General features: G+C 64.7%; 17 protein-coding genes and 1 pseudogene. 13 read left to right on the forward strand and 5 right to left on the reverse strand.

Features of this window, described 5'->3' with window-relative positions:
* The first annotated feature begins 68 nt into the window (after positions 1 to 68).
* The gene (locus AC0L3S_RS25270; RefSeq protein ID WP_473281998.1) at positions 69 to 1,232 is read left to right on the forward strand and encodes a GNAT family N-acetyltransferase; all 1,164 of its coding nucleotides are present in this window, start codon (positions 69 to 71) and stop codon (positions 1,230 to 1,232) included.
* An 8-nt stretch (positions 1,233 to 1,240) separates the two neighbouring features.
* Here the strand turns inward: AC0L3S_RS25270 and AC0L3S_RS25275 are convergent, their stop codons facing one another.
* Together AC0L3S_RS25275 and AC0L3S_RS25280 are read right to left on the reverse strand one after the other, a co-directional pair.
* Positions 1,241 to 1,906, reverse strand: coding sequence for a DsbA family oxidoreductase (locus tag AC0L3S_RS25275; RefSeq protein WP_219685022.1), 666 nt, complete (start codon positions 1,904 to 1,906; stop codon positions 1,241 to 1,243).
* A gap of 67 nt (positions 1,907 to 1,973) precedes the next feature.
* A complete protein-coding gene (locus AC0L3S_RS25280; RefSeq protein WP_473282001.1) occupies positions 1,974 to 2,795 on the reverse strand; it encodes a helix-turn-helix domain-containing protein in 822 nt (273 codons plus the stop codon).
* Positions 2,796 to 2,896: 101 nt separating this feature from the next.
* On the opposite strand from AC0L3S_RS25280, the gene AC0L3S_RS25285 reads away from it, so the two are divergent.
* Entirely contained in the window at positions 2,897 to 3,127 is a 231-nt protein-coding gene (locus tag AC0L3S_RS25285; protein ID WP_007612230.1) for a hypothetical protein, read from the forward strand.
* A 38-nt stretch (positions 3,128 to 3,165) separates the two neighbouring features.
* A complete protein-coding gene (locus tag AC0L3S_RS25290) occupies positions 3,166 to 3,564 on the forward strand; it encodes a hypothetical protein (protein ID WP_473282004.1) in 399 nt (132 codons plus the stop codon).
* Between the two features lie 143 nt (positions 3,565 to 3,707).
* Here AC0L3S_RS25290 and AC0L3S_RS25295 read toward each other — a convergent pair whose 3' ends face one another.
* A complete protein-coding gene (locus AC0L3S_RS25295) occupies positions 3,708 to 4,268 on the reverse strand; it encodes an SET domain-containing protein (RefSeq protein WP_473282006.1) in 561 nt (186 codons plus the stop codon).
* A 165-nt stretch (positions 4,269 to 4,433) separates the two neighbouring features.
* Here AC0L3S_RS25295 and AC0L3S_RS25300 point away from each other — a divergent pair, with 165 nt between their 5' ends.
* Entirely contained in the window at positions 4,434 to 5,039 is a 606-nt protein-coding gene (locus tag AC0L3S_RS25300) for a hypothetical protein (RefSeq protein WP_473282062.1), read from the forward strand.
* Between the two features lie 50 nt (positions 5,040 to 5,089).
* On the opposite strand, the gene AC0L3S_RS25305 is transcribed toward AC0L3S_RS25300, so the two are convergent.
* Positions 5,090 to 5,815, reverse strand: a complete 726-nt coding sequence (locus AC0L3S_RS25305) for a TetR/AcrR family transcriptional regulator (RefSeq protein ID WP_473282009.1) — start codon at positions 5,813 to 5,815, stop codon at positions 5,090 to 5,092.
* Between the two features lie 106 nt (positions 5,816 to 5,921).
* Between AC0L3S_RS25305 and AC0L3S_RS25310 the strand changes: the two genes are divergently transcribed.
* The 6 genes from AC0L3S_RS25310 to AC0L3S_RS25335 all read left to right on the forward strand — a co-directional run bounded on the left by AC0L3S_RS25310 (position 5,922) and on the right by AC0L3S_RS25335 (position 10,185).
* A complete protein-coding gene (locus tag AC0L3S_RS25310; protein WP_473282011.1) occupies positions 5,922 to 7,319 on the forward strand; it encodes a carotenoid oxygenase family protein in 1,398 nt (465 codons plus the stop codon).
* Between the two features lie 40 nt (positions 7,320 to 7,359).
* The gene (locus AC0L3S_RS25315; protein ID WP_473282013.1) at positions 7,360 to 7,629 is read left to right on the forward strand and encodes a hypothetical protein; all 270 of its coding nucleotides are present in this window, start codon (positions 7,360 to 7,362) and stop codon (positions 7,627 to 7,629) included.
* A gap of 77 nt (positions 7,630 to 7,706) precedes the next feature.
* A complete protein-coding gene (locus AC0L3S_RS25320; protein ID WP_473259213.1) occupies positions 7,707 to 8,282 on the forward strand; it encodes a hypothetical protein in 576 nt (191 codons plus the stop codon).
* A 12-nt stretch (positions 8,283 to 8,294) separates the two neighbouring features.
* The gene (locus tag AC0L3S_RS25325) at positions 8,295 to 8,849 is read left to right on the forward strand and encodes an inner membrane-spanning protein YciB (RefSeq protein WP_027518903.1); all 555 of its coding nucleotides are present in this window, start codon (positions 8,295 to 8,297) and stop codon (positions 8,847 to 8,849) included.
* Between the two features lie 104 nt (positions 8,850 to 8,953).
* Complete coding sequence (locus AC0L3S_RS25330; protein WP_007602176.1) at positions 8,954 to 9,250, forward strand: hypothetical protein; 297 nt, start codon at positions 8,954 to 8,956, stop codon at positions 9,248 to 9,250.
* 14 nt (positions 9,251 to 9,264) lie between these two features.
* Entirely contained in the window at positions 9,265 to 10,185 is a 921-nt protein-coding gene (locus AC0L3S_RS25335) for an SH3 domain-containing protein (protein WP_473282015.1), read from the forward strand.
* Positions 10,186 to 10,341: 156 nt separating this feature from the next.
* Here the strand turns inward: AC0L3S_RS25335 and AC0L3S_RS25340 are convergent, their stop codons facing one another.
* Complete coding sequence (locus AC0L3S_RS25340) at positions 10,342 to 11,997, reverse strand: fumarate hydratase (protein WP_473282017.1); 1,656 nt, start codon at positions 11,995 to 11,997, stop codon at positions 10,342 to 10,344.
* 244 nt (positions 11,998 to 12,241) lie between these two features.
* On the opposite strand from AC0L3S_RS25340, the gene AC0L3S_RS25345 reads away from it, so the two are divergent.
* From AC0L3S_RS25345 to AC0L3S_RS25355, 3 genes and pseudogenes are all read left to right on the forward strand, one after another.
* Complete coding sequence (locus AC0L3S_RS25345) at positions 12,242 to 12,715, forward strand: hypothetical protein (protein ID WP_473259223.1); 474 nt, start codon at positions 12,242 to 12,244, stop codon at positions 12,713 to 12,715.
* A gap of 237 nt (positions 12,716 to 12,952) precedes the next feature.
* Complete coding sequence (locus tag AC0L3S_RS25350; RefSeq protein ID WP_473259226.1) at positions 12,953 to 13,126, forward strand: hypothetical protein; 174 nt, start codon at positions 12,953 to 12,955, stop codon at positions 13,124 to 13,126.
* Positions 13,127 to 13,242: 116 nt separating this feature from the next.
* Positions 13,243 to 13,917 (forward strand): annotated as a pseudogene (locus tag AC0L3S_RS25355) (methyltransferase family protein).
* Positions 13,918 to 13,929 lie beyond the last annotated feature (12 nt).

Genomic DNA, 13,929 nt, shown 5'->3' on the forward strand with positions numbered 1-13,929 from the left:
AGCGGCGTCCCAACGGTATTTTCCAATCTTTGCGCTAAGCATGGCCTCCTGAACGGGGACGACGGGACGTGGTCGACATCGCGCACCAGGATGCGATCAAGCCGGCATCGGCAAAGCATGCCGCGGCGGCGCGTGCGCGCGTCCCGCTTACGGCGATCGAACCCGGCCAGTGGCGCGCACTCGCGCAGCGCGCGATCGAGCCGAACGGATATTACCTGCCGGGCTGGGAACTCGCTGTCAGCGCAACCGCGCGCGACCGCACCGATGCCTCGGCGCTTCCCGCATGCGATGGATCGCGGCTGATCGGGCTGATGCCGGTGATCTCGCTCTGGCGGGCATGGAAGATTCCCCTGCCCGCGCTGGTGAGCGCGCATCCTTACGGCACGCTATGCAGCCCGCTGATTGACCGCGATGCCCCGATCGAGGGGGCGACGCGCCTGCTGCAGCAGGCCCGCGCGACCGGAGCGCATGCGCTCGTGCTGAACGATGTCGCGCTCGATGGGGCGGCAATGACCGCCCTCAGCCAGGTTCTGAATCGGGACGGCCTGAAGCCGCGCCTCCTCGACTCCTACATCCGCGCCAGTCTCGACGCGACGCAGGACGGTGAGACGCTGCTACGCGACGCGCTCGGCACCAAGAAACTCAAGGAGCTACGCCGCCAGCGCCATCGCCTCGAAGATCACGGCGCCGTCGTGTTCGACGTCGCGCGCAGCCCCGATGAGATCGGGCCGGCGCTCGAGACATTCCTGCAGCTCGAAGCCAGTGGCTGGAAAGGCAAGCGAGGCACCGCACTGGTCCAGCATGCCGGCGATGCAACCTTCATCCGCCGCGCCGTTCCCGCGCTGGCAGAAACCGCGCAATGCGAGATCATCACCCTTCGCGCCGGCGCCACGCCGGTGGCCGCCGGTATCGTGCTGCACCATCAGGATCGCGCTTTCTTCTTCAAGCTCGGTATCGACGAGCGCTTTGCCAGATATTCGCCCGGCGTGCAGCTCACGCTCGAGCTCACCCGCCGCCTTTGCGCCGATCCCGCCATCGCCAGCGCGGATTCCACCGCAAGCGCCGATCATCCCATGATCAACCCGATATGGCGCGGGCGCTTCGCCGTCGGCGACGTGCTGATACCGTTGCGGCGGAACGACCCGATCGTGGCGCTCGTTCACGGAGCGCTCGCGGCGCACGGCATCGCCTACGCGGCGGCGCGCCGCGCAGTTCGCCTGCTTCGTAAATAGGATAACTCCTACTCCGCCGCCTGGGCGTTGATCTCCGCCGAGACCTCGCGGATGGCGCGCGCGAGCATGTTGGGATCCTGCGCGCCGGAGACGGCGTATTTTTGCGCGAACACGTAGGTCGGCACGCCGGAGATGCCTTTCTCGGCGGCTTCCTGCGCGTCCGCCGATACGCGCGCGACGTCCTCGTCGGTCACAAGGCGCTTGCGCACGTCGTCGGCATCGAGGCCGACATCGGCAGCCGCCTGCACAAGCACGTTCAAATCGGTGAGGTCGCCGCCGTCGCGGAAGTAGAGCTCCATCAGGCGCTGCTTCATCTCGGGCGCCTTGCCGATCGCCTCGGCCCAGAGGATCAGGCGGTGGCAGTCGGTGGTGTTGGGCTGACGCGCGACAAGCTCGGGCCGATAGACGAGCCCCTCTTCGCCCGCGGCCGCAACGACGCGTCCGGCAATGCCCTTATAGGCCTCGACCGAGCCGAACTTCTTGGTGAGATACTCTTCCCGGCTGATGCCCTCGGACGGCACCCACGGATTGAGGAAGAAGGGACGGAAATTGAGCTTGACCGGAACATCGGGCACCAGCGCCAGCGCGCTCTCGATCCGGTGCTTGCCGATATAGCACCAGGGGCACACCACGTCGGAAACGACGTCGATCTGGAGCGGCTTTAGGGTGCTCATGAGCGCCTCCTTCGGGCGTTGCGGGTTGGGCCCAAAGATAAGCCGAACCCATTCCGAGGCAAGGCCGCTAGCTCATGGCTGCTGCCATTTGTCGGAGCCGCTCGGCAGTGCGCTCGTCGGCCGGGAAGAAGGTTTCCAGAGCCAGCTCCGACAGCGTGATATCGACGGGCGTACCGAACACCATGGTGGTGGAGAAGAAACTTAGTATCTCCCCGTCGTGTCGCAGCTTGAAAGGGATCGCGACATTGTCGCTCGACAGCGGCGCCGCGCGCGCCGGGATCGGATAGCTCTTCAGGTCGTTGTACAGCTTGATCAGCTCGGGATCGGCGGTCGCCTCGCATTGCCGGTGCAGCCGCTCCAGCAGATGTCCGCACCATTCCGCGAGATTGACCGTGCGCGGCGCCAGCGCCTCGGGATGGAAGGCGAGCCTCAGCACGTTGAAGGGCTGACCGAGCAGCCGCTGCGGAATGCCGGCGAGCAGCGGCGCCAGCATGCGGTTGGCCGAAACCAGATTCCAGTGCCGGTCATAGGCCAGCGCCGGATTGGGCTCATGCGCCCTGAGGACGAGGTCGATCGCCTGGCGGGCTGATTTCAAGGCGGGATCCTCCAGCGGGCGCTGTGGAAAGGCGGGGGCATAGCCGGCGGCGACCAGCAGCACGTTGCGTTCGCGCAACGGCACGTCGAGGCGCTCGGCGAGTCTGAGCACCATGTCGCGCGAGGGTGCGGCACGGCCGGTCTCGACGAAGCTCAAATGCCGCGCCGAGATGTCGGCCTCGCCGGCGAGATCGAGCTGGCTCATGCGGCGGCGCTGCCGCCATTCGCGCAAATGGTCGCCGATATGGACCGGCTGGCTGCGTTCGGCCTGTGCCGTGGATGCATGTGCGTTCATGGTCGAAAACCTAGCACGCAGATTTCGGCCCTTCCATTACGTCGGAGGTAATCGAATTGGGCCTTGGGTCGGCGCATCTTGGGTCGCACCAGGAGACGACCATGATCGCACTGCTGCTCTACCGGACCATCACAGACCACCTTGTTCCCTGGGCCATGGCGCTCGCAACCCGGATGCTGGCGCGCAGCCTCAACATGCCGGAGCCGCTGGTGCATTCGACCGGCGACTATGTCGTCGCGCAGGTCACAGCCTTCGAGCACAGCGTCGGCAGGAGCCTCTGCCCGTTCCGCCTTGCCCGCCTGCTCCGCGCCTGGTGGCGCGGATGGCACTGAGTTTCACCTCGAGCCCACCCTAACCATGGAGACCCACGATGATCGACGCATCCACCTTCCTTCGCCGCGCACTTCTTGCCGACGCCATCTTCAGCGGCGTCGCCGCTCTCGGTTTCACTTTCGGCGCCAGCGCGTTCGCGTCGCTGTTCAACCTGCCCGACGCGCTGCTGCGTGAGACCGGCCTGTTCCTGATCGCCTACACCGCACTCGTCGGCTGGCTGGCCTCACGCGCCTCCGTGGCAAAGCCGCTCGTGCTGCTGGTCGTGGTCGGCAACGCAGCCTGGACGCTCGGCAGCATCGCGCTGCTGCTCTCGGGCGCGGTGTCGCCGAACCTTGCCGGCGAGCTCATGGTCGTGGCGCAGGCAATCGCGACCGGCGTGTTTGCCGAACTGCAATATGTGGGATTGCGCAGGAGCGGGCGAGCGGTGGCCGCGTGAGGCCACATCACTCGCTGTCGTCGCCCGGCTTGATCGGGCGACCCAGTATTCCAGAGGCAGTCGTTGCATACGGAGAGGCCGCGGCGTACTGGATGCCCCGCTTTCGCGGGGCATGACAGTTGTGCCGGAAGCTCGAACTCAGGCTACGCCCGCGCGCGCCCGTTGGCTTTGCCAACAGCGACGCCGTTGAGCTTCTTCTTTTTGGCGGCCTTCGCACCCGCCTTCTGCGCTTTGCGCTCCGTGCGCGCCTTCACCTTGGCGCGCTCGGCCCGGGCCTCGGCGCGCAGCTTCTTGCGCTTCTTCTCGCAAGATTCGCACTTGCAGCCGATCGGCTTCAGGTAGGCTTTGAAATAATCGGTGCCGTAGTCGTAGTTGATCTCATCGCCCGGCTCGATGTTCTTGATGGCGCGGATGAAGACCTTGCGCTCGCGCGGCCGGACGTCGGATTCGGCGTTGGGCCGGCACGAATGGTTGATGTAGCGCGCGAGGTTCTTGCGCACCGAGCCGTCGATGGTCCAGCGGCCGTTGAGCTCGAACAGGTATTTGTTCTCGATGTCGTCGTGCTCGGGAATCCGGGAGTCCAGGATCGGTCCGTAATAACGGATGATCCGGGCGCCCTTCTTGATCGGCTTGGTTGCGAAGAGGCCGAGCCCGGTTTTCGAGCGGCCGACGCGATAAGGTTTGTTCGACGAGGTGGCTGGCATGATCACGAAAAACGAGGACGCGAACGAGGCTGAAAGAGCCCAAGCGAAGCCGTTCTTCTAGAACGATTCCGCGCCGCTGTCAGGTGTCTGTCGAGACTGTTTGAACCTTGCCCACAATCAAGACGTCTGATGGTACGGAGTTCCCGCTCGGTCAAAGGCGTCGTCATGTTCCGCATCACCACCGCAGCCCTGGCCATGTTGCTGATGTGCAGCGGTCTCGAACGCTCCGACGCCCAATCCCTGGGCAGCCAATATAGCTCGACGGCCCCGAAGGATTGCCGCCAGATCGGCAAGTCCAGCGAGCTCGACGGCAGCACGACTCGGGTCTGCAAGGGCAAGGATGGCCTCGTGGTCCTGATCGCCGAGGATGATCTTCGCGAAATCGTCTCCGTCGGCCGCAATCGCAAGGCCGCGGCCGAGGAACCGGCGGCAAAAGTCTGGTTCGCTCCGTTCAACTCGTCCGAGACCACCGTCGAATGGCGCACCGCGGCCGCCAAGCCGTTTGCGATGATCCAGCGCTGGCACATCGCCGATGGCACCGATCCCGACAAGCAGGGGCGGCCGAACACCAAGGCCATGCTGATCGTGACCCGGCTGCCACCCGGCCCCGTCTGCCACGTCGCCTATGTCGACGCGATCGCCAACCCGAACGCCAATGAGCTCGCGCGCAAGGCCGCGGACGAGTTCGCCCGCAGCTTTACCTGCGGCAAGGACAAGGTGAAGATCATCGGCGCACGCGGCCGCACGGTCGAGCTCGCGACGATGCGCTAGGCTTTCGTCTTGGCGCGACCACCGCAAAGGTTGCGTTCGTCCCGGCTGAATCAGGGACCCGGCGGCTTCCCCGTCACGGGCGACATCAGCATCGCCTCGAGCAGGCGTTCAGGCGTCGTCCCCTCGGGCAGGCGGCCCAGAATATCCTCCAGCCGCCCATCGAGCAGCAGCATGGTAAAACCGTGTACCATCGACCACGCGCGCGAGATCGCGGCGCCCTGATGGAGCGTCAGCGCGTCGCCGCTGATCTGCTCCTGCCGCATCATGCCGACGGCATTGGCGAGCCCGGCGAAGGACGCCTCGGCGGCCTCGTGCAGCGACGGCCTGGAATAGTCGAGGCGCTCGGTGCGGAACATGATGCCGTACATGCCGGGATGAGCCTGGGCATAGGCAACATAGGCCTTCGGCCGCGCTAGCGCGCGCTCGAGCGGGGTGGCGGCGGCGTCGCAGGACGACGCCATCGCCGCATTGAACTGGCGGAAGCCGACTGCAGCGAGCTCACTGAGAAGCCCGGTGAGGTCGCCGAAATGATGGGTGGGCGCGGCGTGTGAGACGCCCGCCTCGCGCGCCACCGCGCGCAATGTCAGGCCGGCGAGCCCGTCACGCTCCAGCACTCGTTCGGCGGCCTGGAGCAGCGCCTCGCGCAGCGCGCCATGGTGATAGGGCGCCTCGGCCTTGACGCTCGCCGGCCGTCGGGCGGGACGCGCCGGCGCGCTCGCCTTCTTTGGGGTACGCGCACCGCGCGCGGTTTCTGTCCTGATTTCGCTCTTGCCCATGGGCCAGCTATAGGACGCAATATTGACAGTGTAAAGATTTCACTTGACCAAGCCCCCTCGCACGGCTATTTGATCTTGACGATGTAAAGATAAGGAAGGATATGCCGTGCAGCAGGACGCCGTTGCCGAACGCCGCCACAACCTCGGTCCGATCCCGTTCGAAGCCGACGCGCCCTTCCTGAAAATCGTCGGTGAATTGCCCCGCGAGCTGAACGGCACGCTCTATCGCAACGGCCCCAATCCGCAGTTTGACTCGCCTGGCGCGCACTGGTTCGTCGGCGACGGCATGCTGCACGCCTTTCGCCTCGAGAACGGCCGCGCCAGCCATCGCAATCGGTGGGTCCGGACGCCGAAATGGCTGGCCGAGCACGATGCCGGCCGCGCGTTGTTCGGCGGCTTCGGCCGCAAGCTGCCGGATGCCCCAACGAACCTGACCGACGGCGGCGTTGCGAATACCAACATCATCTTCCATGCCGGCAAGCTGCTTGCGCTGGAGGAGTTGCATCTGCCGACCGAGATCGAGCCCGGTACGCTGGCGACGCGCGGCTATCACAATTATCAGGGCCGCATCGCCGGCACCTTCACCGCGCATCCGAAGATCGATCCTGTGACCGGCGAGCTGGTGTTCTTCGGCTACAATGCCGCGGGACCGCTGACGCCCGCCCTCTCCTACGGATCAATCGATGCGTCCGGCAAGGCGACGCGCTTCGAACGATTCGAGGCGCCCTATGCCAGCATGGTGCACGACTTCATCGTCACCGAGAACCATGTGTTGTTTCCGATCCTGCCCATCACCGGCAGCATGGAGCGCGCGATGAGCGGGCGGCCGCCCTATGCCTGGGAGCCGGACAAGGGCGCCTATGTCGGCGTGATCAAGCGCAAGGGGAGCGCGAAGGACATCGTCTGGTTTCGTGCTGAAGCCTGCTACGTCTTCCACGTCATGAATGCGTGGGAGGACGGTGACCGCATCATCGCGGACGTCATGCAGTTCGAGGAAGCACCACTATTTACGCATCCCGACGGCACGCCCACCAATCCCAAGAAATCGTTTGCGCGTCATTGCCGCTGGAGCTTCGATCTCTCGGGAAATACAGACCGCTTCCAGCAGACCTATCTCGACGATCTCACCGGCGAATTCCCGCGCATCGACGAGCGCCGCGCCGGATTGAAGAGCCGTCACGGCTGGTACGCCTGCGCCAATCCGAAGCTGCCGATGTTCGGCGCGCTGTCCGGCGTCGTCCACGTCGATGGCAATGGAAAACGCCTCGGCCAATATCTGCTGCCGGCCGGCGACACCATCTCCGAACCGGTGTTCGTCGAGCGGTCGAAGGATGCGGCGGAAGGCGACGGCTGGCTGCTGGCGGTGGTCTGGCGCGCGCGGGAGAACCGCAGCGACCTCGCCGTGTTCAACGCCAAGGATGTCGAGGCCGGCCCCGTCGCGCTGGTGCAGCTCGGCCATCGCGTGCCCGACGGTTTTCACGGCAGTTGGGTCGGCGCGCAGTAGCTGTTCCTCGTCATCGCGGATGTGACCAAAGAGGTCTCTCATGCATATGCCCTCGATCACCGCGGACCGCCTCGCCGTCCTGATCCTGTTCCTGATCTGCGCTGGCATCACGCTCCAGATGATCCGGCCGCGGCGGAGCGGCCAAACCATCTTCAACGGCGGCATCTTGCTCGCCCTCGTCCTCTCGATCGCCTGTGCGCTACCTGTGCTGTCGCACCTGCCCTGGGCCGGATTCATCGACCGGGTGGCCGACCAAGTCGTTGCAACACTTCAGTTTTTAGAAGTCGCTTACGTCATTTTGACACTGTAAAGATTCTACTTGACCCCGGCTCGCTCCTGACTTATTGATCTTTACATCGTAAAGATAAGGCTTGACCCAGGCGGACCATGGCGATTTTCCTGATCCTCGCGCCCTACGGCGCTTTCACCTTCCTGATGCTGATGACATCGGCCACGATCAGCGTCTTCGTAGCCTCGGCAATCTGTCTCGCTACCGTCGCGATCGATGTCGTGCGCGGCCGCTCGGTGAAGATCCTGGCCGTGGGCTCGGCACTGCTATTCGCCGCAATCGGCCTCCACCTCGCGCTGTTCGACCCGGCGCTCGGCACGCTCGGTGTCAAGCTGTCGGTCGACATCGGCATCTTCGTCATCTCGCTGGGCTCGATGCTGGTCCGCCGTCCCTTCACGCTGCAATACGCGCTCGAATCCGTGCCGGCCGAGATCGCGGCAATGCCCGGCTTCCACTATGCCAATTACGTCATTACCGGCGCTTGGACCGCGGCTGCGCTGCTGATGGCGGCCGCCAATCTCGTGCTGCTCTATGTCCCCGGCCTGCCGCTCTGGTCGAGCCTTGCGGTCGCCTTCGCCGCCCGCAACAGCGCGATCTACTTCACAAAGTGGTATCCCGAATATCGTCAGATCAAGTACGGTGCGCCGGCCAGCGCAATGCCCAACTCCCGCTGAACAGGATCGACGATGAAGGACGTATTCGCCCGCCTCGCCTCCGACCTCTTCTCCGCCATCGTCTTCCTGGTCATCTATCTCGTTACCGACAACGTCGTCCTGGCAACGTCGGTGGCGATTGCCGGAGCGATCGCGCAGGTGATCTATGCGCGCGTCAAGGGGCAGCAGCTCAATTACATGACCTATGCGAGCGTCGCGCTCGTCGTCGTGCTCGGCACGGTCACGCTGCTGACCAACGATCCCCGCTTCATGCTCGCAAAGCCCTCGATCGCGCATTTCGCGATCGGTGCCATCATGCTCAAGCGCGGCTGGATGCTGCGCTACATGCCATCGATCGTCGTCGAGACCGTTCCGGAGTACGTGACGGCAGCGGGTTATGCCTGGGCCGCGCTGATGTTCGTGATCGGCGCCGGCATGATCGCCGTCGCTTCCACAGGCGATCTGAAGCTGTGGGCGTTCTACATCACGGTGGTCGCGGGCGGCGCCAAGATCCTCGCCTTTGCCGTGCAATATGTCGTGCTCCGTCTCATCGTCACCAGCCGGCGGCGCGCCGCCGCCCGCGCCTAAATGCCTCCAACGGAGCGTTAGGCGCGAGCGGCGAGTTGCGCTATACGCTCGGCCGGGACTGGTCCGCGGATCGTCGCGGTCCGCCGGGATTTTGGGAGACGCGAATGGCCGTCGACGGCAACTGGACTCTGACCCTGACGACACCCATGGGCGAGCGTAAGGCGACGCTGAGCCTGACGGCTGCCGGCGGCACGCTCACGGGGACGCAGGGTGCGGAAGGCGATACAGCCGAGATTTTCGACGGCACCGTCAGCGGCGATGCCGTCAACTGGAAGGTCTCGATCACCAATCCGATGCCGTTGACCCTCGAATTCATCGGAACCGTCTCCGGCGACAGCATGAGCGGGGAGATGGGCATCGGCCCGATGGGCAGCTTCCCGTTCACCGGCACGCGCGCCTAAGCCACGCGGCAACCGTGCGCGCGCTCGGTCTCATCGCGGCGACGATCCTGTGTGTCGCGACACAAGCGGCGCGCGCGGACGATGCCGAACCGGCGTGGCGGGCAAGCGCGCTCGCCATGCTACCGGCAGGCTATGTCGCCGGCACGGCCTATCGAACCGAAGGTTCGACCGGCTACCTCGCCGTCTATGCGGCCTCGTCGAACGATCCGAAGTCACCTGCAAGCGTGTTCGTCGCGCGCCAGGCTCTCGTGGTCGCGCTGACGCCGGATGCGACGCGCGCAGTCTCGGCCGAATTGAAGCCGCGCAGCGGGCCCGATCCCGAAAACGACGACACTGATTTCGCAAAGCTGCACGCCGATCTCGCCGCCAAGCGCTCAACGCTCCCCGACGGCACCGAGCCCTGCGATCTCGGCGCCTGGTCCGTCGACAAGGATCCTGGTGGCCTCAACGTGCGTGCCGAACCATCGATCAAGGCGCGTGTGCTCGGCACGCTTCCGCCGCCCTACCGGCTCAAGCTCGGCAGCAGCGAGAACACGCCCGATGGCGGCTGGCTCACCGAATTCCGCATCATCGGCTTCAAGAGCGGCTGGTTTCTGATCGAAGGCGCCAAGCCGCCGGGCAAGGACTACGAGGACGACAAGAAATATCCGCGCAGCGCGCCAAAGCCCTATGCCGGACGCGGCTGGGTCGCCTCCAACAAGGTCGGCGCGTCCTACGCGAATGGTGCAACGCGCATGGGCGGCCTGTTCCAGGCGCCGTTCATCGATGCGAAGTGGATGCCGGCCCAGCGCGAGCTCGGCGGCCCGATCGACACCGATGGCGGGCCGAAGCGCATCCTTGCGTGTAGCGGTCTCTGGGGTCTGGTCGAGAGCCAGGACGGCGTTCGCGGCTGGTGGCGCGGGCTGTGCTCCAACCAGGTCACGAATTGCAGTTAGCACGCCAAGGCATCCGCATCGTCATGGCCGGGTTTGTCCCGGCCATCCACGTCTTCCTCGCCGCACCAAGAACGTGGATGCCCGGGACAAGCCCGGGCATGACGATCGTGGTGGGATGCATGCACAATCACTCGCACGCAGGTGCGAGTGAGGCAGCTAGCCCAGATTCAGCTCCTTGAAGAAGTCATTGCCCTTGTCGTCGATGATGATGAACGCCGGGAAGTCGACGACCTCGATGCGCCAGATCGCTTCCATGCCGAGCTCGGGATATTCGAGCACCTCGACCTTCTTGATGCAGTGCTCGGCGAGGTTCGCCGCGGCGCCGCCGATCGAGCCGAGATAGAAGCCGCCATATTTCTTGCAGGCCTCACGCACGGCCGGCGCCCGGTTGCCCTTGGCGACCATCACCATCGAGCCGCCGGCGGCCTGGAACTGATCGACAAAGGAGTCCATGCGACCAGCAGTGGTCGGGCCGAACGCACCGGAGGCGTAGCCCTCGGGCGTCTTGGCGGGGCCCGCGTAATAGACGGGATGGTTCTTGAAATAGTCCGGCAGCGGCTCGCCCTTGTCGAGCCGCTCGCGCAGCTTGGCATGCGCGGAATCGCGCGCAACGATCATGGTGCCGGTCATCGAGACCCGCGTCTTGGTCGGGTACTTCGAGAACGTGGCCAGGATATCCTTCATCGGCTGGTTGAGGTCGATCTTGACGACCTCGCCGCCGAGCGACTGCTCGACCTCAGGCAGATACTGCGCCGGGTTGTGCTCGAGCTCTTCGAGATAGACGCCGTCCTTGGTGATCTTGCCGAGCACCTGGCGATCGGCCGAGCATGACACGCCGAGCCCGATCGGCAGCGAGGCACCGTGACGCGGCATGCGGATCACGCGCACGTCGTGGCAGAAATATTTTCCGCCGAACTGCGCGCCGACGCCGAGCGACTGCGTCATCTTCAGGATTTCCTGCTCCATCTCGATATCGCGAAACGCGTTGCCGTCGGGCGAGCCGTGGGTCGGCAGCGCGTCCAGATAGCGAGCCGACGCCAGCTTCACCGTCTTCATGCAGAGCTCGGCCGAAGTGCCGCCGATCACGATGGCGAGGTGATAAGGCGGGCACGCCGCGGTGCCCAGCGTCAAGACCTTCTCCTTCAGGAAGGCGAGCAGCCGGTCCTTGGTCAGCACCGAGGGCGTGGCCTGGAACAGGAAGCTCTTGTTGGCGCTGCCGCCGCCCTTTGCCATGAACATGAACTTGTAGGCGTCATCGCCTTCGGCGTAGATCTCGCACTGCGCCGGCATGTTGTTGGCGGTGTTCTTCTCCTCGTACATCGACAAGGGCGCGACCTGCGAGTAGCGCAGATTGCGGCGCAGGTAAGCATCGCGCGCCCCTTCCGACAGCGCCGCCTCGTCGTCACCATCGGTGATGACGTTGCAGCCCTTCTTGCCCATGATGATCGCGGTGCCGGTGTCCTGGCACATCGGCAGCACGCCGCCGGCGGCGATGTTGGCGTTCTTGAGGAAGTCCAGCGCGACGAACTTGTCGTTCGGGCTCGCCTCGCCATCCTCCAGGATCGCGCGGAGCTGCTTCAGATGACCCGGCCGCAGATAGTGGTTGATGTCGCCAAAGGCCGCTTCCGACAGGGCCCGCAACGCCTCACGCGACACCACCAGCATGTCTTTCCCCAGCACCTTCTCGACCCGCACGCCATCGGCTGTGATCTTCTTGTAGGGCGTCTCGTCCTTGCCCAGCGGAAACAGCGGCGTGTGCTTGTAAGGCGGAACGGGCTTTGCGGGGTCGGGGAAGGCGATGGGAGCGTTCATGGGCTGGAATCTCAGGGTTTTGGGGCCCTCGCATGGGCCCCTTTCATAGAAGCGTTCTAAGCTTTTTTGCCGCAAAGGGAAGGCGCTCTGGTGCGGTCGGGCATCCCGATTCGGCGCATGGGAGCTATTTTCGGCGGCTGTCGGCGGACACCAGGCCCTCATGATGCCAGTGAAGACCCTGGGTGCACCCCTTGCGCTACGCGCGGGACGACGATTGAATGCGCCCGCTAAGGGGCTTTTCATCATGACATTGAACTTGCACGTCCGCGGCGCGATCCTGGTCGTCGCCGCCATCACCGGCCTTGTGACCCTCGCCTCTCCGGCCCGCGCGGACCGCTGCGATGACAGCGCCAAGGAGCTGGCGAACCAGGTCGATCGTCTCAAGGTGAATTTCCGCGCCGCCAACGTGGTCTACCTGACGCACCCCGCGGCCAAGGAATTGTCCGTGGCTTGCCGTGGCGACAAATATTCGATCGAGCTCTATGCCAAGGGCGATCGCAAGCCCAAGCCGGAGTTCTTTGCGCTGGTGGGGTCGATGGCGGCGATCGTCTTCACCGTCACCAAGGACGATACGACGACGGGCGCGACACGGTGCCTGAAGCGGATGGGGCTCTTGCGCGGCGACAAGATCAGCATGCGTTACCGGCGTCTCAACATGGAATGCACCCGCACCAAGACGGATGCGTCCATCGCGATCACGCGCGGCAAGGACGAATAGGCGGGGCGACCCCGCTTTTTCCACGCACTCCGTCATTGCGAGCGAAGCGAAGCAATCCAGGCTGTCTCTGCGGTGACAGACTGGATTGCTTCGTCGCAAGGGCTCCTCGCAATGACGAGGAGAGGTCCGAGAGCGCATCCCACCGCACCGGATCCCTCGCATTTTAACGATTGGCTTGAAGGAAATTTCGCTCCTCGCGGCGCAGGGTCAATTGTTTCCATATGTGAGGATTTGTGGATGAGCGTTTCTACCGTTGCGCCGCCGCCGATCGCGATCGTGGTGCCGAGCTACGACACGACCAAGCAGCAGGACGATCAGATCAAGACCAAGGACAACGACCCGACCTATAAGCCGCCGCCGCCCGCGCCGCTGCCGCCGGGTCAGGGTACGCGGATCGATCAGCTCGCCTGATTGGCCGCGTCGAAGATGAAATGCCCGATCCGGTCGATCGGGCTTTTCGCGTGTCCGGCCGCATCTTCGCCGGATAGCGGTACCAATATCGTGCGCGGCTACCCTGAGACCTGCGCATGATCGCAAGACTACTGTTGCAGAGCACGATCACCACGGCCGCCATGGGCGCGCTGCTGTTCGCGTCCGCCGGGACCCTGCATTGGCCTTCGGCCTGGGTGTTACTCGCGACCTCCGCCCTGCTCGGCCCGCTCGGCGGCTGGTGGCTTTACCGGGTCGACCCCGCACTGCTCGCCGAACGCCTGCGGCCAGTCCTGCAAAAGGATCAGCCCGCTGCCGACAAGGTGTTCATGACCGTCTTCGTCGTCACGATGCTGGTCTGGCTGGCGGCGATGGGGCTCGATCGGCGTACGCTATCCTCCGACATGCCGATGACGCTGCAGATGCTCGGCCTCGCCCTGTTCCTGCTCTCGACGCTGTTCATCCTCTGAGTCTTCCGCGAGAACTCGTTTGCGGCACCCGTGGTGAAGCTGCAAGCCGAGCGCGCGCAGCGCGTGATCTCGACGGGACCTTATGCCCATGTACGCCATCCCATGTACAGCGGCATGATCCTGTTCTTCGCCGGCGTGCCGCTGCTTCTGGGCTCATGGTGGGGACTTATGATGGTGCCGCTGTTCCTCCTATTGTTTGCCATCCGCATTCGCATCGAGGAGCGCACGCTGCGCGAGGGCCTGCCGGGCTATGCCGACTATGTGACACGCGTGCGCTATCGCCTGTTTCCTGGCGTATGGTGAGCGCGCAACACC

This window comes from Bradyrhizobium sp. Ken01 (assembly GCF_055807355.1).

What these genes read in the sequence shown, in the direction of transcription:
- AC0L3S_RS25300 (WP_473282062.1), top strand. Translation starts at nt 4,434, where the DNA reads ATGTTCCGCATCACCACCGCAGCCCTGGCCATGTTGCTGATGTGCAGC.
- AC0L3S_RS25325 (WP_027518903.1), top strand. Translation starts at nt 8,295, where the DNA reads ATGAAGGACGTATTCGCCCGCCTCGCCTCCGACCTCTTCTCCGCCATC.
- AC0L3S_RS25350 (WP_473259226.1), top strand. Translation starts at nt 12,953, where the DNA reads ATGAGCGTTTCTACCGTTGCGCCGCCGCCGATCGCGATCGTGGTGCCG.
- AC0L3S_RS25295 (WP_473282006.1), bottom strand. Translation starts at nt 4,268, where the DNA reads ATGCCAGCCACCTCGTCGAACAAACCTTATCGCGTCGGCCGCTCGAAA.
- AC0L3S_RS25315 (WP_473282013.1), top strand. Translation starts at nt 7,360, where the DNA reads ATGCATATGCCCTCGATCACCGCGGACCGCCTCGCCGTCCTGATCCTG.
- AC0L3S_RS25340 (WP_473282017.1), bottom strand. Translation starts at nt 11,997, where the DNA reads ATGAACGCTCCCATCGCCTTCCCCGACCCCGCAAAGCCCGTTCCGCCT.
- AC0L3S_RS25305 (WP_473282009.1), bottom strand. Translation starts at nt 5,815, where the DNA reads ATGGGCAAGAGCGAAATCAGGACAGAAACCGCGCGCGGTGCGCGTACC.
- AC0L3S_RS25345 (WP_473259223.1), top strand. Translation starts at nt 12,242, where the DNA reads ATGACATTGAACTTGCACGTCCGCGGCGCGATCCTGGTCGTCGCCGCC.
- AC0L3S_RS25285 (WP_007612230.1), top strand. Translation starts at nt 2,897, where the DNA reads ATGATCGCACTGCTGCTCTACCGGACCATCACAGACCACCTTGTTCCC.
- AC0L3S_RS25290 (WP_473282004.1), top strand. Translation starts at nt 3,166, where the DNA reads ATGATCGACGCATCCACCTTCCTTCGCCGCGCACTTCTTGCCGACGCC.
- AC0L3S_RS25330 (WP_007602176.1), top strand. Translation starts at nt 8,954, where the DNA reads ATGGCCGTCGACGGCAACTGGACTCTGACCCTGACGACACCCATGGGC.
- AC0L3S_RS25280 (WP_473282001.1), bottom strand. Translation starts at nt 2,795, where the DNA reads ATGAACGCACATGCATCCACGGCACAGGCCGAACGCAGCCAGCCGGTC.
- AC0L3S_RS25275 (WP_219685022.1), bottom strand. Translation starts at nt 1,906, where the DNA reads ATGAGCACCCTAAAGCCGCTCCAGATCGACGTCGTTTCCGACGTGGTG.
- AC0L3S_RS25320 (WP_473259213.1), top strand. Translation starts at nt 7,707, where the DNA reads ATGGCGATTTTCCTGATCCTCGCGCCCTACGGCGCTTTCACCTTCCTG.